The organism is Azospirillum tabaci (assembly GCF_014596085.1).
GTDB lineage: Bacteria > Pseudomonadota > Alphaproteobacteria > Azospirillales > Azospirillaceae > Azospirillum > Azospirillum tabaci.
In genome coordinates this window covers 16,854-35,994 of the sequence record NZ_JACCJY010000029.1, presented here as the reverse complement: position 1 = coordinate 35,994, position 19,141 = coordinate 16,854, and the positions used below count along the sequence as shown (strand labels likewise).

General features: G+C 66.5%; 20 protein-coding genes. 2 read left to right on the top strand and 18 right to left on the bottom strand.

The window, feature by feature from the left end; translation table 11 throughout:
• The first annotated feature begins 94 nt into the window (after window positions 1-94).
• On the top strand, window positions 95-697 hold the full coding sequence (locus tag H0B54_RS22825) for a hypothetical protein (protein ID WP_188262217.1): 603 nt from the start codon (window positions 95-97) through the stop codon (window positions 695-697).
• A gap of 82 nt (window positions 698-779) precedes the next feature.
• Window positions 780-1,667, top strand: a complete 888-nt coding sequence (locus H0B54_RS22820) for an EamA family transporter (RefSeq protein ID WP_188262216.1) — start codon at window positions 780-782, stop codon at window positions 1,665-1,667.
• A 4-nt stretch (window positions 1,668-1,671) separates the two neighbouring features.
• Here the strand turns inward: H0B54_RS22820 and H0B54_RS22815 are convergent, their stop codons facing one another.
• The 18 genes from H0B54_RS22815 to nuoI form a co-directional block, all read right to left on the bottom strand.
• A complete protein-coding gene (locus H0B54_RS22815; protein ID WP_188262215.1) occupies window positions 1,672-2,529 on the bottom strand; it encodes a dienelactone hydrolase family protein in 858 nt (285 codons plus the stop codon).
• 143 nt (window positions 2,530-2,672) lie between these two features.
• Window positions 2,673-3,362: an ABC transporter ATP-binding protein gene (locus tag H0B54_RS22810; protein ID WP_188262214.1), complete on the bottom strand. Its 690-nt coding sequence runs from the start codon at window positions 3,360-3,362 to the stop codon at window positions 2,673-2,675.
• Window positions 3,355-4,602, bottom strand: coding sequence for a lipoprotein-releasing ABC transporter permease subunit (locus tag H0B54_RS22805; RefSeq protein WP_188262213.1), 1,248 nt, complete (start codon window positions 4,600-4,602; stop codon window positions 3,355-3,357). The genes H0B54_RS22810 and H0B54_RS22805 overlap by 8 nt, the downstream gene beginning before the upstream one ends.
• A 151-nt stretch (window positions 4,603-4,753) precedes the next feature.
• Window positions 4,754-6,067: a proline--tRNA ligase gene (gene proS / locus H0B54_RS22800; RefSeq protein ID WP_188262212.1), complete on the bottom strand. Its 1,314-nt coding sequence runs from the start codon at window positions 6,065-6,067 to the stop codon at window positions 4,754-4,756.
• 124 nt (window positions 6,068-6,191) lie between these two features.
• Window positions 6,192-6,593 carry a hypothetical protein gene (locus H0B54_RS22795; protein WP_188262211.1) on the bottom strand — a complete coding sequence of 134 codons (402 nt, stop codon included), beginning with the start codon at window positions 6,591-6,593 and terminating at the stop codon, window positions 6,192-6,194.
• An 8-nt stretch (window positions 6,594-6,601) separates the two neighbouring features.
• Window positions 6,602-7,486, bottom strand: a complete 885-nt coding sequence (locus H0B54_RS22790; protein WP_188262210.1) for a hypothetical protein — start codon at window positions 7,484-7,486, stop codon at window positions 6,602-6,604.
• Window positions 7,487-7,899: 413 nt separating this feature from the next.
• Window positions 7,900-8,499 (bottom strand): DNA-3-methyladenine glycosylase I, encoded by a 600-nt coding sequence (locus H0B54_RS22785; protein ID WP_188262209.1) that lies wholly within the window; start codon window positions 8,497-8,499, stop codon window positions 7,900-7,902.
• A gap of 22 nt (window positions 8,500-8,521) precedes the next feature.
• On the bottom strand, window positions 8,522-8,770 hold the full coding sequence (locus H0B54_RS22780; RefSeq protein WP_149166412.1) for a DUF1467 family protein: 249 nt from the start codon (window positions 8,768-8,770) through the stop codon (window positions 8,522-8,524).
• Window positions 8,771-8,800: 30 nt separating this feature from the next.
• Entirely contained in the window at window positions 8,801-9,205 is a 405-nt protein-coding gene (gene mce, locus H0B54_RS22775) for a methylmalonyl-CoA epimerase (protein ID WP_094306013.1), read from the bottom strand.
• A 33-nt stretch (window positions 9,206-9,238) separates the two neighbouring features.
• Window positions 9,239-10,957, bottom strand: a complete 1,719-nt coding sequence (locus H0B54_RS22770) for a ribonuclease J (protein ID WP_188262208.1) — start codon at window positions 10,955-10,957, stop codon at window positions 9,239-9,241.
• Window positions 10,954-11,727, bottom strand: a complete 774-nt coding sequence (locus tag H0B54_RS22765; RefSeq protein WP_188262207.1) for a type III pantothenate kinase — start codon at window positions 11,725-11,727, stop codon at window positions 10,954-10,956. The genes H0B54_RS22770 and H0B54_RS22765 overlap by 4 nt, the downstream gene beginning before the upstream one ends.
• Window positions 11,728-11,730: 3 nt before the next feature.
• Window positions 11,731-12,525: a biotin--[acetyl-CoA-carboxylase] ligase gene (locus H0B54_RS22760; RefSeq protein ID WP_188262206.1), complete on the bottom strand. Its 795-nt coding sequence runs from the start codon at window positions 12,523-12,525 to the stop codon at window positions 11,731-11,733.
• Window positions 12,522-13,970 carry an NADH-quinone oxidoreductase subunit NuoN gene (nuoN, locus tag H0B54_RS22755; RefSeq protein ID WP_094306017.1) on the bottom strand — a complete coding sequence of 483 codons (1,449 nt, stop codon included), beginning with the start codon at window positions 13,968-13,970 and terminating at the stop codon, window positions 12,522-12,524. The genes H0B54_RS22760 and nuoN overlap by 4 nt, the downstream gene beginning before the upstream one ends.
• A 10-nt stretch (window positions 13,971-13,980) precedes the next feature.
• Entirely contained in the window at window positions 13,981-15,507 is a 1,527-nt protein-coding gene (locus tag H0B54_RS22750) for an NADH-quinone oxidoreductase subunit M (protein ID WP_174437589.1), read from the bottom strand.
• Window positions 15,508-15,531: 24 nt separating this feature from the next.
• Window positions 15,532-17,613 carry an NADH-quinone oxidoreductase subunit L gene (gene nuoL, locus H0B54_RS22745; RefSeq protein ID WP_188262205.1) on the bottom strand — a complete coding sequence of 694 codons (2,082 nt, stop codon included), beginning with the start codon at window positions 17,611-17,613 and terminating at the stop codon, window positions 15,532-15,534.
• A gap of 9 nt (window positions 17,614-17,622) precedes the next feature.
• On the bottom strand, window positions 17,623-17,931 hold the full coding sequence (nuoK, locus tag H0B54_RS22740) for an NADH-quinone oxidoreductase subunit NuoK (RefSeq protein WP_014240130.1): 309 nt from the start codon (window positions 17,929-17,931) through the stop codon (window positions 17,623-17,625).
• 2 nt (window positions 17,932-17,933) lie between these two features.
• Complete coding sequence (locus H0B54_RS22735) at window positions 17,934-18,548, bottom strand: NADH-quinone oxidoreductase subunit J (RefSeq protein WP_094306020.1); 615 nt, start codon at window positions 18,546-18,548, stop codon at window positions 17,934-17,936.
• Window positions 18,549-18,584: 36 nt separating this feature from the next.
• Window positions 18,585-19,073, bottom strand: a complete 489-nt coding sequence (nuoI, locus tag H0B54_RS22730; RefSeq protein ID WP_014240128.1) for an NADH-quinone oxidoreductase subunit NuoI — start codon at window positions 19,071-19,073, stop codon at window positions 18,585-18,587.
• Window positions 19,074-19,141: the final 68 nt, after the last annotated feature.

Genomic DNA, 19,141 nt, shown 5'->3' with positions numbered 1-19,141 from the left:
CATGCGGCGATGCGTCGGACCGATCAAAGGTAAGGGAAGATTCCCCGGTCATGCGTGTTCGTGCTATCGAAAGAGGCAGAGCCACGATCCAAGAATGACCCGTTCCATGCGCCGCATCCGCTCCAGCGCCGTCCTGGCGGTGCTGGCGGCCACGCTCCTCACGGCTTGCCAGACCACCGGCGCCCCCGCACCGTCCGCGGAGCAGACCCACCGGCCGCCGCCGACCAATACGCCCGCCTCCCCCCTGTCCGACGCTCCGGGGCGCGTCGTCGCGCAGAACAAGGGCTGGGTCGTGCGGGCGCACCCGGCGACCAAGACCGGATCGGCCTATTGCTACGCCACGCGAGCGGACGACTCCTCCCCCCTCTCCTTCCGCGCGACGGCGAAGGGGGCGGCCATGCTGGTCAACGCCGACCAGCACGCCCAGGCCAACAAGGACACGGAAAGCCGCCTGACCGCCATCTTCCCCGACGGCGAGACCATGGCGCTGGAGGCCAGCCCCCTGCCCGACGGCGGCGTGGTGGTTCCGGTCGAACTGCCGAAGTACGAGGATCTCTTCGAACCCTTCATGCGGTCGCGCGCGGTGACGCTGCAGCGGGACGGCGGCGGGACGGAGATCGGCGACGTCAATCTGGGCGGGTCCTCCTGGGCGCTGGCCGCCCTGGACGAGTGTCGAATCCTACATACGGATAAGTGAAGGGTTTCGGGGATCTGACCCGCAATGGGTGCATTGGGCACCGCATTGACCGGCGGGTTGCGCGCCTCTAGCCTCCACTCCCATGCGCACCGCTCACATCGGCCTCGCCGTCGCCGTCGCGGCGATCTGGGGCTTCAATTTCGTCGCCATCAAGGTCGGGCTGGCGGACTTCCCGCCGATCCTGTTCTGCGCCCTGCGCTTCGCGCTGGCGGCGTTGCCGCTTCTGGTGCTGGGGGTTCGCGGCGGCCCGCCGGTGCCGTGGCGCTTCATCCTGGGCATCGGTCTGGTGCTGGGGGTGGTGAAGTTCTCGCTGCTGTTCGTCGGGATGGACATCGGCATGCCGGCGGGGCTGTCATCGCTGGTGCTGCAATCCCAGGCTTTTTTCACCGCCCTGTTCGCCGCGTTGATTCTGGGGGAGCGGCCCGGTCCGAAGCAAGTACTTGGCATGGCAGTGGCCTTCTCCGGGATCGGCGTGATCGCCATGGAGATGCCGGCGGGCGATTCGCTGCTCGGGCTGGGGCTGGTCATGGCCGCCGCCGCAGCTTGGGGCGTATCGAACCTGCTGATGAAGCAGGCCAAGGCGCCGGACCTGTTCCGCATGATGCTGTGGGTCAGCGTGGTGCCGCCCATCCCGCTGCTGCTGCTGTCACTGGGGATGGAGGGGCCGGAGCGGGCGTGGCAGGCCCTGACCCATCTGACTCCGCTGGGCATCGGGGCGGTGGCCTACATCGCTTTCGGCGCGACGCTGTTCGGCTTCGCCGCCTGGGGCTTCCTGCTGCGCCATTACCCGGCGAGCTTGGTGGCTCCCTTCTCGCTGCTGGTGCCGGTCTTCGGCATGAGTTCCAGCGCGCTGGTCCTGGGGGAGAGCTTCACCCCGCTGAAGATGGCTGGCGCGCTTCTCGTCCTCGCCGGGCTGGCGGTGGCCGTGCTGAAGCTGCCCTCCGCACGGCCCGCCACTCACCGCTCGTGACCGGTCAGGTCAGGTTCTTCTTCAGGAACTCCACGGACCGGCCCCAGGCGAGGTCCGCCGCTTCCTTGTTGAAACGCTCCGCCGAGGTATTGTTGTGGAAGGCGTGGTTCACGTTCTCGTACATGAAGAGTTCGTAGGACTTGCCACCCTGCTTCAGGGCCTCCTCATAGGCCGGGACCTTGGCGTTCACGTTGTTGTCCAACCCGGCGTAATGGAGCAGAAGCGGCGCCTTAATGGTGGTGACCAGCGCCGGGTCGGGCGACGGACCGTAGAAGACGACGCCCGCTTTGAGGTCCGGCGTCTTGATGGCCAACCGGTTGGTCATGCCGCCGCCCCAGCAGAAGCCGATGGCCCCCACCTTGGCGTTGGAGTAGCGGTAGGCCATGAGATCGCTCATCGACGCGATCAGGTTGTTCACCGCCTTGTCGGGGTCGAGCTGACCGATCATCTCGCGGGCACGGTCGGGGTCCTGCGGCGTGCCGCCGAGCGGGGACAACAGATCCGGGGCCATCGCGACGAAGCCGGCCACCGCCAGCCGCCGCGTCACGTCCTCGATGTAGGGGTTCAGGCCGCGGTTCTCGTGGACCACCACCACCGACGGCGCCTGCTCGGCCAGCTTCGGGCGCGCGCGATAGGCATGAACGTCGCCGGTCGCGCCCTGGAAGGTGACGCGGTCCGTGGCGATTCGGCTGTCATCCTGCGGAACCTCGGCGGCCAGGGCGTAATTCGGCTCGATCTGGGAGAGGATCGCCGGAATGGCCGCCGCGCTGCCCGCCAGCACCGCCAGCCGCTCCAGAAAGACGCGGCGCGGCAGCGGCCGATGGGTGTACTCGTCGTACAAATCGATGATCTTCTGATCCATGGACTCCGGTCCCTCCTTGTTGGGTTGCGCGAAGTCTGCCCCAGGACGCTCCGATCACCAATCCGCCGAACGGCGATGCCACTCTTACGCGGTTCGGCCGGTTGCGCGGTTCGGCCGGTTGCGCGGCCGTGCCATGAGGCCGATCAGACCCTCGCATGCTCCACAAGGACCCCTTCGCTCATTTCCAACACCCGGTCCATGCGGTTCGCAAGCTCCAGGTTGTGGGTGGCGATCAGTGCGCCGACGCGGGCCTGTCGGACGATGGAAGTCAGCATGGCGAAGACCCCCTCCGCCGTGTGCGGGTCGAGGTTGCCCGTCGGTTCGTCGGCGATCAGCAGGCCCGGCCCGTTGGCCAGCGCGCGGGCGATGGCGACCCGCTGCTGCTCGCCGCCCGACAGGCGGGCCGGACGGTGGCCAGCGCGCGGTTCCAGACCGACCATGCGCAGCAGTTCCAGGGCGCGCTCGCGGGCGGTGCGCTTCGGCACGCCGTTGATCATCTGCGGCAGCACGATGTTCTCCAGAGCGGAGAATTCCGGCAGCAGGTGATGGAACTGGTAGACGAAGCCGACCGAGCGGCGGCGCACCTCCGTCCGCTTCCCGTCGTCCAGGGCGGACACGTCGGTCCCGGCGATCCGCACGGTTCCCGCCGTCGGCCGCTCCAGCAGGCCGGCGATGTGCAGAAGGGTCGATTTGCCGGCGCCCGACGGACCGACCAGAGCGACCAACTCGCCGGCATGGACGGTCAGCTCCGCCCCGCGCAGCACCTGAAGCTCCGTCCCCGCCTGCTCGAAGGTGCGGACGATCCCCGACAGTTCCAGCATCGGCTCACTCATAGCGAAGCGCCTCCACCGGATCGAGACGGGCCGCCCGCCAGGACGGGTAGACGGTGGCGGCGAAGGACAGGCCCAGCGCCATCAGGGTGACCTGGACCACCTCCGACCAGTCGATCTTCGCCGGCAGTTGCGACAGGAAATAGATCTCGGCGTTGAACAGGTTGGTTCCGGTCAGCGCCTGGATGCCCTGGCGGATCGTCTCGATGTTCAGGGCGAAGGACACGCCCAGGGCCACGCCCACCAGCGTTCCCGCCACCCCCACCGAGGCGCCGGACAGGAAGAAGATGCGCATGATCATGCCGCGGGTGGCGCCCATGGTGCGCAGGATGGCGATGTCCCGCCCCTTGTCCTTCACCAGCATGATCAGGCTGGAGATGATGTTGAAGGCGGCCACCGTGATGATCAGCGACAGGATCAGGAACATCACGTTGCGCTCGACCTGGAGCGCCGTGAAGAAGCTGGCGTTGGACTGCTGCCAGTCGACCACCCGCCCAATCCCGGCCACCGCCGACTGGATGGCGTCGCGCGCCGCCCGGATCTGGGTCGGGTCGCTGACGAAGACCTCCAGCGAGGTCACCGCCTCGCCCGTGCGGAAGAAAGCCTGGGCCTCCGGCAGGGGCAGGAAGATGAAGCTGTTGTCGTATTCGAACATGCCGACGTCGAACACCGCGCCGATGGTGAAGCTGCGCATCCGCGGCACGGTGCCGAAGGCGGTGACGTTGCCCTGCGGCGCGATCAGGGTGAGCTGGTCGCCGACCGCCAGACCCAGCCGCTGCGCCATGCGGAGGCCGATGGCGATGTTGTCGTCACCGAACGCCTCCGCCGTGCCGCGCACGATGTTGCGCGACAGCGTCGGCCGCACCCGGAAATCCTCCGGCCGCACCCCGCGCACCACCGCGCCGGAGGCGACCCCGCGCACCGAGACCAGCGCCTGCCCCTCGACCGTCGGCGTCACCCCGACCACGCCGGGCACGCCCTGGAGCCGCTGCACCAGCGGGTCGTAGTCGGGCAAGGGGCCACCGCGGACGCTGTAGACGTTGAGATGGCCGTTCAGGCCGAGCACGCGGCCCAGAAGCTCCGCCCGGAAGCCGTTCATCACCGACATCACGATGATCAGCGTCGCCACGCCGAGCGCGATGCCCAGCAGCGAGAATCCCGCGATGACCGAAATGAACCCTTCCTGGCGGCGCGCCCGCAGATAGCGCATCGCGACCATGCGTTCGAAGGCGGAGAAGATCATGCGGCTCCCGATGAGCGAAGGGCGGGCGATAGAGGCCCGGCAAAAGCAAAGGCGGCGGACCGCAACCAGTCCGCCGCCCCGCAACATAAGTGCTTAACCGTGGCAGGAAAAGGGCGACCTTCCAAGGCTCCCGCTCCCCTGCCCCACGGTGTTACGCCGAGAGCTTCTCCAGCGCGCTGTCCACCGACAGCTCCTGCTTCTCGCCGGTGGCGCGGCGCTTCAGTTCGACCACGCCGTTCTTCAGGCCGCGCGGCCCGACGACGAGCTGCCACGGCAGGCCGATCAGGTCCATGTCGGCGAACTTCACGCCCGGACGCTCGTCGCGGTCGTCGTACAGCACGTCCAGCCCGTTGGCGCGGAGCTTGTAGTACAGCTCCTGGCAGACGCGGTCGGTCTCGGCGTCGCCGACCTTGAGGTTGACGAGCCCGACGTTGAAGGGCGCCACGGAATCCGGCCAGATGATGCCGTTGTCGTCGTGGCTGGCCTCGATGATGGCGCCCATCAGGCGCGACACGCCGATGCCGTAGGACCCCATCTCCACCGGAACCGGCTCGCCGCCCGGACCGGCGACGACGGCGTTCATCGGCTTCGAATACTTGGTGCCGAAGTTGAAGATGTGGCCGACCTCGATGCCGCGGGCCGAGACCAGATCCGACTCCGGAACCGGGCAGTTGCCGGGCTCGTGCTTTTCGTCGGTCGCGGCGTAGATCGAGGTGTAGGTGTCGAAGAAGGGCTGCAGGTCCTCGTCGAAGCCCGGCGCGTTCTGCAGCACGTCCAGGGTCAGCCAGTCCTTGTGGCAGAAGACGCCGCTCTCGCCGGTCTCGGCCAGGATGATGAATTCGTGGCTCAGATCGCCGCCGATGGGGCCGGTGTCGGCGCGCATCGGGATGGCCTTCAGCCCCATGCGGGCGAAGGTGCGCAGATAGGCCAGGAACATCTTCTGGTAGGAGCGCCGGGCGCTGGCCGCATCGATGTCGAAGCTGTAGGCGTCCTTCATCAGGAACTCGCGGCCGCGCATCACGCCGAAGCGGGGGCGGATCTCGTCCCGGAACTTCCACTGGATGTGGTAGAGGTTCAGCGGAAGCTGGCGGTAGCTCTTCACGAAGGCGCGGAAGATGTCGGTGATCATCTCCTCGTTCGTGGGACCGAACAGCATCTCACGGTCGTGACGGTCGGTGATGCGCAGCATCTCCTTGCCGTAATCGTCGTAGCGGCCGCTTTCCTTCCACAGCTCCGCCGACTGGATGGTCGGCATCAGCAGTTCCTGGGCGCCGGCGGCGTCCTGCTCCTCGCGGACGATCTGCTCGATCTTCTTCAGGACCCGGTGGCCCAGCGGCAGCCAGGCGTAGATGCCGGCGCTGGTCTGGCGGATCATCCCGGCCCGCAGCATCAGGCGGTGCGAGACGATCTGCGCCTCGGTCGGGGTCTCCTTGAGGGTCGGCAGGAAGAAGGTGGACAGCCGCATGGCTCTGCTCTCGGTTTCGAGGGGATTCGTCCGGCGGTGCGCCGGGCCGCAACAGGGAGAGCGACTTTAGGAAGCCACCGCGCGCTTGTCCATCGTCACGGCGTGCCGCGAGGGACGGATCGGCCTATCGGACGGTGCGGCAATAGGCGTAGACCTCGGCCTCGCTCGGCGCGCCGATGGGCTGGCCGTTGAAGTAGAGCCGGTTGGCGTACCAGGTCAGATAGCCGACCTCGACACCCAGCGCCGCAGCACCCTGCGGCACCGGAAAGCCCATGCGGCGGGCGAAACCCACGGTCACCGGGATGTCGAACCGCTCCAGCGGCGGCGCGGCCCCCGCCGAGCCCGGCAGGTCGGCGGGGGCCACCGCCTTGCCGTTCACGTCCACGCCCGGCGTGTACTCAACCCCGGCCGCTGGACGGTGGGCCGTCAGGAACCGGCAGGCGGACAGGTCGATCGGCTGCGCCGCCGCCCCACCGGACAGCGCCAGCAGGGGGGCGGCGAGGAGCAGGATGGAGCGGTGGATCATGGACGACCTCAGCCTTGGGCGGCGGCGGATTGCTTCATGGACTTCCAGTAGGTGGCGAGATAGGGCATGCCCTTCTCGGCCTCTTCCTGGGTGCGGGCAGACTGCCGGATGTACTTGCCTAGAAAGGGCTTGTTGACGAACTCCATATCCACGGCCGCCTTCAGCACCAGGAATTCGCCGATCCGGTCCGGCAGGTTGTAATGCCATTTCTGCAGGCAGTCCGACGTCACCCCCGGCTTGGCCTGGTCCTGGCCCGACAGGTAGAATTCCTGGTGATGGTACTGGTTGATCTCCTTCCATGCCTGGAAGATGCGCGCCGGCTTGACGCGGATCAGCCCCTTCAGCACCTTGATGTCGTCATGGAACAACGGCAGGTATCCCCGCCGCTCCGCCTGCTCGTTCAGCATGGTGTAGAGACCGGCCATGACGTCGCCCTCCGCGCCCTGCTCGCTGGTCTTCCTTTCCGGCTTGTCCGCCTTCCGCCCGAACAGCGAGGCGAAGAACCCCTTCTTCTTGGCCGGCGCCGAGGAGCCGCTGTCGGCACCCACCTTCCGCTCGTCCCACAACGCATCCCAGGCGTAATCCCAGGCGGTGAAGACGGCGTTGGAGCGGTCGTCGAGGACGGTCAGCAAATAGTCGCGCCCGTCCCGCGGCCAATCCACGTCGCCAACGATCGCCCGCACCGGCCGGCGGCTGAGCAGCACCGGGAAGATTCCGACCCGCACCAGCTCGGCGTAGATTTCCTGAAAGGATGGGGTCAAGGCAAAGGGGAGCTTGGCCGCCGGCTGCTCTTCGGGGGTCAGCAGTTCAAGACTTTTGCGGGTACGGTCGAGCAGTTCGGTGGTCAGGATGGCCGCGAACTGCTCGAATTTCTCATTATCACCCGCGGTCATCGGCGCCTCGACATCGTTCTCCCCGCTGACGGTCGCAATCCCGGCTGCGAATGCCGACGCGCTTGAATCCAAAGTCGGAACGGACGCTTGCCCGCTTCCTGCACAGTGGATCAGCTATAGCCGATAAAGGGTTAATTCATTCTGTACCGAAGCACAACGCTCCGTCTGCCTACGGACAAACGCCGGCGCGGGCATCGTGACCGGACGGAGGCGAAAAAAGGACCGCGCGGCGATCGCGGCGCGGCCCGAGGTTTAGGGAGGAATCGCCACCAGGCGTCGGAAAAGAGGGAAGAACCCCTCTCGTCACACAAAGTACATTGAACCCGAGCCCACCCGATGACAAGGCAGAATTTGGACTAAACCAAGTCGTCATCGAATAATTCTTTGTTCTCGCCCAAGACATAGGCGGTTGATTACGTCATAGGCTGAACTATGCCCGATTTATGGGCGTCGTATCCTGCAAAGCCCTGCCGAACGGCGGCCATCCAGGGCGGATCGAGCGCGGCAACTTCGGACCAGACCGGGCAACGGGCTTGATGCGCGCCCGGCAGGTAGCCGAGACTCATCAGAAATTCACCGGTGATCTCGCCACCGGTGAAGCGGAAGCTGCGCTTGAACAGCCGGACCCAGTCCGCCTTGCTCAACGGGTGATGGGCGCGCAGCCAGCCCTCGAAGGACCCGTACGCGTCGCGCAAGGCCACGATCCGCCGCGCGTTCTCGATGACGGCGTCGATTTTGAGCCGGTTGCGGATGATTCCGGGGTCGGCGAGCAGCCGTTCCCGCTCCGCCTCGCCATAGGCCGCGACGCGGTCGATGTCGAAGCCCTCGAAGGCGGCGCGAAAGGCCTCGCGCTTCTTCAGGATGGTCAGCCAGGAGAGGCCCGCCTGGTTGATCTCCAGCACCAGCCTCTCGAACAGCACCCGGTCGTCGGCGCTGGGAAACCCGTACTCGGTGTCGTGGTAGGGGCCGTGATGCGCGTGGCCGGGCGCCGCGTCGCAGTAGGTCAGGCTCACGCGAAAGCTCCGTCCAGGGGCATCAGTGCGGCTTGGCCATCTCGCGGAAGGAGATCAGGTCCGACTGCACGATGGCGAAGATGACCAGCCACACCACCGCCGCGACCAGCGTCGTGGCGGCGAATTTCAGGAGGATGCGCGGGCGTTCCGGGGCGCTGCTCGCCATGCCCGGCTCGGGCTGGGCCGGAGTGCGCACGCCCCAGGGCAGCACCGCGAACAGCACCACCCACCAGACGACCACATAGACGCTGATGCCCGTCACCCAACCCATCGCATGCCTCCGGTCCTAGCCTTTTGCGACTCAGGCCTGCTCCAGCTCGACCAAGGTCCCGCAGAAGTCCTTGGGGTGCAGGAACAGCACCGGCTTGTCATGGGCGCCGATCTTCGGCTCTCCGTCGCCCAGCACGCGGGCGCCCTGCGCCTTCATCCGGTCGCGGGCGGCCAGGATGTCGTCCACCTCGTAGCAGATGTGGTGGATGCCGCCGGACGGGTTCTTCTCCAGAAAGCCGGCGATCGGCGACTTCTCGCCGAAGGGATGCAGCAGTTCGATCTTCGTGTTGGGCAGCGTGACGAAGACGACGGTGACTCCGTGCGGCGGCAGGTCCACCGGCTGCGACACCGCGGCGCCCAGCGTGTCGCGGTAGAGCGCCGTCGCCGCCGTCAGATCCGGCACAACGATGGCGACGTGGTTCAGCTTCCCGATCATGGGTCCTCCCGAAAGGCGTAAAGTCGGAAACGCTTATACACGGACCAGGTGCACGTCCGTCACCGGCTTCTTGCCGTGGGTCGCGTTGAAGCAGCGGCGGACGGCGATCCGCGCGGCGGCGCGCACCTGTTCGTCGTCGGCGCGCGCCGACTTCGGCATCTCGGCAACGGCCTCGCGCACAGCGTCAACCACGTCGAGCAGCATGTCGCGATCCGCCGAGTCGTCCAGCAACCCCATCACCGCGATCTGCGGCGCGGTCACCAGCTCGCCCTTGCCGTTCATCACCAGCGTGACCACGGCGGCGCCGTTGTGAACCATCCGGTGGCGCGCCCGCATCAGCCCGGTGTCGAGCTGGATCAGCCGCTTGCCGTCCAGTGCCATGCGGCCGGCCCGAACCTGGGCCACCACCCGCGGCGGAGCGTCGAACGCCAGCCGGATCAGGTCGCCGTTGGCGGGAACCAGAGCTTCCGGCACTTGACAGGCGCGGGCCAGCTTGGCGTGCTCCAGCTGGTGGCGCTGCTCTCCATGAACCGGCACGGCGATGCGCGGACGCACCCACTGGTACATGCGGAGCAACTCGTCCTGCGCCGGGTGGCCGGACACATGGACCGGTGCCTCGTCGGCGGTGACAATGCGGATGCCCTGCCCGACCAGCAGGTTCTGCATGCGGCCGATGTCCCGCTCGTTGCCCGGAATCTCGCGGGAGGAAAAGATCACCACGTCACCGCGCTGCAGCGACACCTGGGGATGATCGTCCGACGCGATGCGGGCGAGCGCGGAGCGCGGCTCCCCCTGGCTGCCCGTGCAGACCAGCACCAGCTTGTCGCGCGGTACGTAATTGGCGTCGTGCTCGGTCAGAAAGGTCGGCACGTTGGCAAGGTAGCCGTTGGAACGCGCGGCCTCGTTGATCCGCCACATCGACCGCCCGACCAGGGCGACGTGGCGCCCGTGCGCCGCCGCGGCGTGGGCGATGCTCTCCAGTCGCGCGACGTTGGTGGCGAAGCAGCTCACCGCGACGCGGACGTCGGGAAACTGCCCGATCAGCTCGGTCAGCGCCTTGCGCACCTCCCCTTCCGACCCTGAACTGCCGGGCACCAGAGCGTTGGTGCTGTCGCCGACCAGGGCGAGCACGCCTTCCTCGCCGATGGCGCGCAGCCGCTCCTCGTCGGTGGCCCGTCCCACCAGCGGCTCGGGGTCGAGCTTCCAGTCGCCGGTGTGCAGCACCGTGCCGGCGGCGGTACGGATCGCCAGGGCGTTCGGCTCGGGGATAGAATGGGTGACCGTCACATACTCGACGGAGAAGGGGCCAACCTCGATGGTGCTGCCCAGCGCCACCTCGTGCACCGGCACCACCCCGGCCAACCCGCGCTCGTGCAGCTTGGCGCGCAGGACGGCGGCGGTGAAGGGCGTGCAGTAGACGGGCACGCGGAGCTGCGGCCACAGATACTGGATGGCCCCAAGGTGATCCTCATGCGCGTGCGTCACCACGATGCCCACGAGGTCGTTCCGGCGCTCCGCGATGAAGGCGGGATCCGGCATGATGACGTCCAGCCCCGGCATCGTGTCGTCCGCGAAGGAGATGCCGAGATCCACCATCAACCACTTGCCGCGATGGCGGTAGAGGTTGAGGTTCATGCCGATCTCGCCCGAACCGCCCAGCGGCAGGAAGTAGAGCGCATCGTCCTCGGGAGCGAACAGGTCGCCGTCTCCCTCGACCGGGTGGACGGAGGGAGCGGAGTCGGGTTGGGTCATTGGGCCGTGTTGCGCTTGTGGATCAGGAGGAGGCCGCGCAGCGTGAGTTCGCCGTCGGTGTGTTCGATTACATGGGTTGCCTTGGCGAAAAGCACACCCAGCCCTCCGGTCGCGACGACCGTCATCGGCTCGCCGTACTCCGCCCGGATGCGGTTGACCAGCCCTTCGATCAGGCCGACATAGCCCCAAAAGACGCCGGACTGCATACACTCGACGGTGTTGGTTCCGATTACGTGGCCCGGTTGCTGGATCTCGACGCGGGGCAGCTTGCTTGCCGCCATTTGCAGCGCTTCCAGCGACAGGTTCAGACCGGGCGCGATGACGCCGCCGCGGTAGTTGCCATCGCTGTCGACCACGTCGAAGGTCGTCGCGGTGCCGAAGTCGATGACGATCAGCGGCGTGCTGTAGGTGGTCGCCGCCGCCACCGTGTTGACCAGCCGGTCGGCGCCGACCTCGTCGGGCCGGTCCACCAGCGCGCGGGTGCCGAGATCGACGTCCGGCTGGCCGACCACCAGCGGCTCGCAGCCGAAATGATCCTTGCACAGACGTTTCAGGTTGAAAGTGGCGCCGGGCACCACGCTGGCGATGATGGTGCTGTCGATGTCCGCCGGGCGCAGGCCCTTCAGCGCCATCAGGTGGGTCAGCCACACCATGTACTCATCGGCGGTGCGCTTCTTGTCGGTCGCCGTGCGCCACAGGCCGCGCTGTTGGTCGCCCTCATAGATCGCGAACACCACGTTGGTGTTTCCGGCGTCGATGGCGAGCAGCATCTCTCAGGTCTCCACCGCGGGTGGGAAAAACACGTCTCCGGCGGCGATGCGCTGGCGCCCCGCCCCGTCATCCCGATCAAGCAACAGAACGCCGTCGCTGTCCAGATCGGCGAACGTACCGGTCAGCGTGCGGTCCGGCAGACGGACGACGATGGGCTCGCCCAGACCCCGCGCCCGCTTCAGCCAAGCGTCGCGTACGGGGCCGAAGCCATGCTCCGCCCAGACGCCGTACCAGCGCGCCAACTGCTCCGCGTAGATTTCCAGCAGCGCCGCGGGCTGGAGCGCCGGGGCGCCCTCCGCCGCCAGCGACGTGGCCGCGTAGTCCGTGCCCTCGGGAAAATGCCGCAGGTTGATGCCGACGCCGAGCACCAGCCAAGAGATCCCTCCCCCGGCCGCGGCCTCCGACTCGAGCAGGATGCCGGACAGTTTGCGGCCATGCACCAGCACGTCGTTCGGCCACTTGCAGCGCACGCCGTCGGGATCGGGAAGGACGGCGGCGGCGCTGTCGGCGATGGCGAGCGCCGCCACGAACGAAATCTGCGCCGCCTCGGCCGGCGGGCGCGAGGGGCGCAGAATGGTCGAACTGTAGAGATTGCCCTCCGGCGAGGTCCAGGCCCGTCCGCGGCGGCCGCGGCCCGACTCCTGCCGCTTCGCCCAGACGATGGTCCCTTCGGCAGCCCCCGAACGCGCGAAGGCCTTCGCCTCGTCGTTCGTGCTGCCGACGGAGTCGAAGGCCATCACCCGGAAGCCCGGAGGCAGGCGCAAACGCGCCGCCTCCGCTTCGTTGCCTGCCGTCATCCGGCGAACAGCGAGGCCGCCGCCGCCGCCGCGTAGTTCAGGATCGGGGCCGGAACCACGAAGAACAGCAGCGTGAACAGGCCGGTGGCGATCAGGATGCCAGTCATCCCGTCGTCGCCGATCTTGTCGAACGCCTCCACCGGCTCATCGAAATACATGATCTTGATGATGCGCAGGTAGTAGTAGGCGCCCACGACGCTGGTCAGCACGCCGATCACCGCCAGCGTGTAGAGCTGCGCCTCGATGGCGGCGAGGAAGACGTAGAGCTTGCTGAAGAAGCCGGCCATCGGCGGGATGCCCGCCATGGAGAACATGAACACCGCCATCGCGCCCGCCAGCAGCGGGTTGGTGCGCGACAGGCCGGCGAGGTCCTTGATCTCCTCGACCATGCGGCCCTGCTGCTTCATGCACAGGATGACCGCGAAGGTGCCGATGTTCATGACGATGTAGACCGCCATGTAGATCAGCACGCCGCGCACGCCTTCCTGGGTGCCGGAGGCGAGTCCGACCAGGGCGTAGCCAACGTGGCCGATGGAGCTGTAGGCCATCAGCCGCTTGATGTTGCTCTGAGTGATCGCGGCAAAAGCGCCGAGCGACATCGAGAGGATCGAGCTGACGATGATGATCTGCTGCCACTGGTGGGCCAGATGACCGAACGGTTCGATCAGCAGGCGGGTGAACAGCGCGATGGCGGCGACCTTCGGGGCGGCGGCGAAGAAGGCCGTGACCGGGGTCGGCGCGCCCTCGTAGACGTCCGGCGTCCACATGTGGAACGGAACGGCGGAAATCTTGAAGGCCAGGCCGGCGGCCACGAAGACCAGGCCGATGATGACGCCCACCGACGGATGCGCGCCGCCGGCGAACAGGGCGGCGATCTTGTCGAAGGAGGTCGTGCCGGCGAAGCCGTAGACCATCGAGGCGCCGTACAGCAGCATGCCCGAGGAGAGCGAGCCGAGCACGAAGTACTTCAGGCCCGCTTCCGACGACTTGGCGCTGTCGCGGCGGAAGGCGGCGATGACGTAGAGCGCGAGGCTCTGCGTCTCCAGCCCGACATAGAGCGAGATGAGGTCGTTGGCCGACACCATCATCAACATGCCGAGCGTGGCGAAGAGCATCAGCACCGGGAACTCGAACCGAGCCATTTTCTCGCGCTCGTTGAAACCGAGCGCGAGGAGGACCGACAGCGAGGCGGCGACGAGGATCAGCACCTTCATGAAGACGCCGAACGCGTCCATCACGAAGAGGCCATTGAAGGTGACGACCCGGCCGGTGCCGTAGCCCATGGTCAGGATGGCGGCCAGCAGCAGCGCCACCATCGTCATGTAGCCGATGGGGCGCGTGAAGCCGTCGCCGCGGAACACGCCGATCAGCAGCAGGGCCATGCCGGCGCAGGCGAGGAAGATTTCCGGCAGGGCCGGCCAGATGTCGGGAAACACAGCGGTCATGTCGGAACCTCTAGCGCGCGGCGACGGAGACGTCGGCCCCGCCCTGAGCGGCGGCCAGCTTGGTCTGGTAGGTCTGGATCAGCTGCCCGACCGACGCCGAGGTGACGTTCAGGAAGCTGTTCGGATAGACGCCCATCCACAGCACCACGACGATCAGCGGCAGGAAGATGGCAACCTCGCGGGTGTTCAGGTCGAACATCGCGCGGACGTCCGCCTTGACCAGCTTGCCGTACACGACGCGGCGGAACAGCCACAGCGCGTAAGCCGGGCCCAGGATCAGGCCGGTGGCGGCCAGGAAGGCGACCCAGGTGTTGTCGCGGAAGGCGCCGAGCAGGACCAGGAACTCGCCGACGAAGCCGGAGGTGCCCGGCAGGCCGACCGAGGCCATGGTCATGAACAGGAACACAACCGCGTACTTCGGCATGTTCTTCACCAGACCGCCGTAGCGGGCGATCTCGCGGGTGTGCAGCCGGTCATAGACGACGCCGACGCAGAGGAAGAGCGCGCCCGAGACGATGCCGTGCGACAGCATCGTGAAGATCGAACCCTCGATGCCCTGCTGGTTGAGCGCGAACATGCCGATGGTGACGAAGCCCATGTGGGCGACGGACGAGTAGGCGATCAGCTTCTTCATGTCCTCCTGCGCCAGGGCGACGAGGGAGGTGTAGATCACCGCGACGATCGACAGTGCGTAGACCATCGGAGCGAAATACTCGGTCGCCTCCGGCAGCATCGGGATGTTGAAGCGCAGGAAGCCGTAGCCGCCCATCTTCAGCAGCACGCCGGCCAGAATGACCGAACCGGCGGTCGGCGCCTCGACGTGGGCGTCGGGAAGCCAGGTGTGCACCGGCCACATCGGCACCTTCACCGCGAAGGACGCGAAGAAGGCCAGCCACAGCCAGAGCTGCATGTTGCGCGGGAAATGGGTCGCCGTGATCGTCGGGATGTCCGTCGTGCCGGCCGCGAAGTACATGGCCAGGATGGCCAGCAGCATCAGGACCGAACCGAGCAGCGTGTAGAGGAAGAACTTGAACGCCGCGTAGACGCGCCGGGCGCCGCCCCAGACACCGATGATCAGGAACATCGGGATCAGCACGCCCTCGAAGAACATGTAGAAGAGGACGAAATCCAGCGCGCAGAACATCCCCACCATGAGGGTTTCCAGCACGAGGAAGGCGATCATGTATTCCTTCACCCGGGTCTGCACCGCCTCCCAGGAAGAGAGGATGCAGAGCGGCATCAGGAAGGTGGAGAGGATGACGAACAGCATCGAAATGCCGTCCACCCCCATGTGGTAGGAGATCCCGAATTCGGGAATCCACTCCGCCTTCTCCACGAGCTGGTAGCCCGGGTTGCGCGGGTCGAAGTTGAACCAGATGAACAGCGACAGGACGAAGGTGATGACCGTCGTCCAGAGCGCGACGTAACGGACGTTCCGAACCACATCCGGCGTGTTGCCCCTGCAGAAGAGCAGGATCAGCGCCACACCGGCCAGCGGCAGGAAGGTCGTGAACGACAGGAGCGGCCAGCTAGCCATTGTTCTTGTTCCCCTTCAAACCGCTCAACCGAACACCGAGAGCCAGGCGACCAGCAGCACCACACCGATCACCATCGCGAAGGCGTAGTGATAGACGTAGCCGGACTGGAGGCGGCTGGCGCGCGCCGCGACATCGCGGGTGACGGCGGCGATACCGTCCGGACCGACACCGTCGATCACGGCGCCGTCGCCGGATTTCCACAGGCCGTAGCCCAGATACTTGGCCGTGCGCACGAACAGACGGTCGTACAGCTCGTCGAAGTACCACTTGTTGTACAGGAACTGGTGCACGCCACGGAACGTGGTGGCGACCTTCTCCGGCAGGCCCGGGATCGCCATGTACATGATGTAGGCGAGCGCGATGCCGATCAGGCCGACGACCAGCGGAGCCAGCTTGACCCAGCCCGGGGTGTGGTGGTGGGCCGCCTCAATGCTGTTGTTGTCCGCCAGCACCAGGATGGTCTTGCCCCAGAAATGCTCCATGCTGTGGCCGATGAACAGCTCGTGGAAGCCGAAGCCGGCGAACAGCGCGCCCACCGCCAGGACGGCCAGCGGGATCAGCATGACGATCGGCGATTCATGGGCGTGGTCGAAGACCGACTTCTCCATCCGCGGCTTGCCGTGGAAGGTCATGAACAGCAGGCGCCAGGAGTAGAAGGCGGTCAGCAGGGCCGCGGCGATGCCGAGCGCGAAGGCGAACTTGCCGACCGGACTGGCCGAGGCAAAGGCCGCCTCCAGGATCATGTCCTTGGAGTAGTAGCCGGCGAAGAAGGGCAGACCGGCCAGCGCGAGGTTGCCGATCCACATCACCGCGTAGGTGAAGGGGATCTTCCGCCAGACGCCGCCCATGTTGCGCATGTCCTGCTCATGGTGCAGGGCATGGATCACCGAACCGGCGCCGAGGAACAGCAGGGCCTTGAAGAAGGCGTGCGTGAACAGGTGGAACATCGCCGCGCCGTAGGCGGACACGCCCGCGGCGAAGAACATGTAGCCGAGCTGGCTCATGGTCGAATAGGCGATGACGCGCTTGATGTCGAACTGGGTGAAACCGATGGTGGCCGCGACGAAGGCCGTCAGGGCGCCGACCACGGCCACGATCTCCAGCGCCGTCGGCGCGTACTCGAAGACCGGGGACAGACGGCAGACCATGAACACGCCGGCGGTCACCATGGTCGCCGCGTGGATGAGCGCCGACACGGGGGTCGGGCCTTCCATGGCGTCCGGCAGCCAGGTGTGCAGGCCGAGCTGGGCCGACTTGCCCATGGCGCCGATGAAGAGCAGCAGGCAGGTGACGGTCAGCGCATCGACATTCCAGCTCAGGAAATGCAGCTTCTGGCCGACCAGTTCCGGCGCCTTGGCGAAGATCGCGTCGAACTGGACGGAGCCCGTCAGCACGAAGATCGCGAAGATGCCGAGCACGAAGCCGAAGTCGCCGACGCGGTTGACCAGGAACGCCTTGATCGCCGCGTTGTTGGCCGAGGGCTTCTCGTACCAGAAGTTGATGAGCAGGTAGGAGGCGAGACCGACGCCTTCCCAGCCGAAGAAGAGCTGCACGAGGTTGTCGGCCGTCACCAGCATCAGCATGGCGAAGGTGAACAGCGACAGATAGCCCATGAAGCGCGGCTTCTGCGGGTCCTCGGCCATGTAGCCGATGGAATACAGATGCACCATCGACGAGACGGTGTTGACCACCACCAGCATGACCGCGGTGAGCTGGTCGACGCGCAGCGCCCAGGACACGTCCAGGCCGCCGCTGCGCATCCAGCTCATCAGCTCGATCGTGCGGGGATGGCCGCCGACGGCGACGTCGAAGAACAGCACCCAGGACAGGACCGCCGAGAGCAGAACGGCACCGGTGGTGACGAACTGCGCGGCACGGTCGCCCACCGTGGGCGGCCCGGCGACGACATGATGGTCGTCGTGGCCGTCATCGTGGTGCTCGTCGTGCGCGTGGGCGTCGTGGCCATGACCGTGGTCGTGGCCATGATGGTCGTGGTGACCGTGGCCACCGGCATGCGCCGGTTCCGCCTTCGGTCCGCCGAACAGAGCGATGGAACCCGCGACGAGGAATGCCAGGAGCGGGAGGAATACGACAAGGACTTCCATGGCGCTGCCTTAGCCCCTCATCAGATTGATGTCTTCGACCCGGATGGAGCCGCGGTTGCGGAAGTACACCACCAGGATGGCGAGACCGATGGCCGCCTCGGCGGCGGCGACGGTCAGGATGATCATGGAGAAGACCTGCCCGACCAGATCGTTCAGGAAGACCGAGAACGACACCAGATTCAGGTTCACGGCGAGCAGCATCATCTCGATCGACATCAGGATGATGATGACGTTCTTCCGGTTGAGGAAGATGCCGAGGACACCGAGCGTGAAGATGATGGCCGAGACCGTCAGATAATGCCCGAGACCGATTTCCATGATCACACGCCCTCCCCGGTCGGCACCTTGCGGATGGCGACCACGTCCTCGCGCCGACGGGCGAGCTGGGAGCCGATGTTCTGCTTCCGGACACCCTCGCGCTGACGCAGGGTCAGGACGATGGCGCCGATCATGGCGATCAGCAGCACGAGGCCCGACGCCTGGAACAGATAGACGTAGTGGGTGTAGATCAGCTGGCCGAGCTGCTCGGTGTTGGTCGCCCCGCTCATCGCCGCGACCGGCGCCGAGGCGGCCTTCTCAGCCGCCGGGGCGATGATCCAGCCGCCGAGAACGGCGGCGAGTTCCGCCAGCAGAATGAGGCCGATCAGTCCGCCGATCGGCAGATACTGCAAGGCGCCCGCCCGCAGCTCGCGGAAGTTGATGTCGAGCATCATCACCACGAACAGGAACAGCACCGCGACCGCGCCCACATAGACGATCACCAGGATCATCGCGATGAACTCGGCCCCGAGCAGCACGCACAGGCCGGCGGCCTGGAAAAAGGCCAGGACCAGATAAAGGACCGAATGAACCGGATTCCGCGCCGAGATGACCATCACACCGGAGGCCACCAGCAGCGCGGCAAAGACGTAGAAGGCGATGCCTTGAACAATCATCGTTATCCCCGTTTCCGCTTACCGCACTGCAACGACTTACCGGTACGGCGCCTCGGCCGCGAGGTTCTGGGCGATCTCCGCTTCCCAGCGGTCGCCGTTCGCCAGCAGCTTCTGCTTGTTGTAGAAAAGCTCTTCACGGTTCTCTGTGGAGAACTCGAAGTTCGGACCCATCACGATGGCGTCCACCGGGCAAGCCTCCTGGCAATAGCCGCAGTAGATACACTTCGTCATGTCGATGTCGTAGCGCGTGGTGCGGCGGCTGCCGTCCTCACGCGGTTCGGCCTCGATGGTGATGGCCAGGGCCGGACACACCGCCTCGCACAGCTTGCAGGCGATGCAGCGTTCCTCGCCGCCGGGGTACCGGCGCAGGACGTGCTCGCCGCGGAAGCGGGGGCTGATGGGGCCCTTTTCGAACGGGTAGTTCAGGGTCACCTTGGGCTTGAACATGTAGCGCAGGGTGAGCCCGAGGCCGCCCAACAGTTCGGTCAGGAACAGGCTGCGCGCCGCACGATCGAGGAACGCCATGGCCTCTTCGTCTCCTTCCTAGCGGGCGCCCCATTCCGGGTGACGCCCGCGCTTTCTCTTTGAAACTC

Coding starts and splice junctions, on each gene's coding strand:
- H0B54_RS22825 (WP_188262217.1), top strand. CDS start 95: ATGACCCGTTCCATGCGCCGCATCCGCTCCAGCGCCGTCCTGGCGGTG.
- H0B54_RS22820 (WP_188262216.1), top strand. CDS start 780: ATGCGCACCGCTCACATCGGCCTCGCCGTCGCCGTCGCGGCGATCTGG.
- H0B54_RS22815 (WP_188262215.1), bottom strand. CDS start 2,529: ATGGATCAGAAGATCATCGATTTGTACGACGAGTACACCCATCGGCCG.
- H0B54_RS22810 (WP_188262214.1), bottom strand. CDS start 3,362: ATGAGTGAGCCGATGCTGGAACTGTCGGGGATCGTCCGCACCTTCGAG.
- H0B54_RS22805 (WP_188262213.1), bottom strand. CDS start 4,602: ATGATCTTCTCCGCCTTCGAACGCATGGTCGCGATGCGCTATCTGCGG.
- proS (WP_188262212.1), bottom strand. CDS start 6,067: ATGCGGCTGTCCACCTTCTTCCTGCCGACCCTCAAGGAGACCCCGACC.
- H0B54_RS22795 (WP_188262211.1), bottom strand. CDS start 6,593: ATGATCCACCGCTCCATCCTGCTCCTCGCCGCCCCCCTGCTGGCGCTG.
- H0B54_RS22790 (WP_188262210.1), bottom strand. CDS start 7,486: ATGACCGCGGGTGATAATGAGAAATTCGAGCAGTTCGCGGCCATCCTG.
- H0B54_RS22780 (WP_149166412.1), bottom strand. CDS start 8,770: ATGGGTTGGGTGACGGGCATCAGCGTCTATGTGGTCGTCTGGTGGGTG.
- mce (WP_094306013.1), bottom strand. CDS start 9,205: ATGATCGGGAAGCTGAACCACGTCGCCATCGTTGTGCCGGATCTGACG.
- H0B54_RS22770 (WP_188262208.1), bottom strand. CDS start 10,957: ATGACCCAACCCGACTCCGCTCCCTCCGTCCACCCGGTCGAGGGAGAC.
- H0B54_RS22765 (WP_188262207.1), bottom strand. CDS start 11,727: ATGCTGCTCGCCATCGACGCCGGAAACACCAACGTGGTGTTCGCGATC.
- H0B54_RS22760 (WP_188262206.1), bottom strand. CDS start 12,525: ATGACGGCAGGCAACGAAGCGGAGGCGGCGCGTTTGCGCCTGCCTCCG.
- nuoN (WP_094306017.1), bottom strand. CDS start 13,970: ATGACCGCTGTGTTTCCCGACATCTGGCCGGCCCTGCCGGAAATCTTC.
- H0B54_RS22750 (WP_174437589.1), bottom strand. CDS start 15,507: ATGGCTAGCTGGCCGCTCCTGTCGTTCACGACCTTCCTGCCGCTGGCC.
- nuoL (WP_188262205.1), bottom strand. CDS start 17,613: ATGGAAGTCCTTGTCGTATTCCTCCCGCTCCTGGCATTCCTCGTCGCG.
- nuoK (WP_014240130.1), bottom strand. CDS start 17,931: ATGGAAATCGGTCTCGGGCATTATCTGACGGTCTCGGCCATCATCTTC.
- H0B54_RS22735 (WP_094306020.1), bottom strand. CDS start 18,548: ATGATTGTTCAAGGCATCGCCTTCTACGTCTTTGCCGCGCTGCTGGTG.
- nuoI (WP_014240128.1), bottom strand. CDS start 19,073: ATGGCGTTCCTCGATCGTGCGGCGCGCAGCCTGTTCCTGACCGAACTG.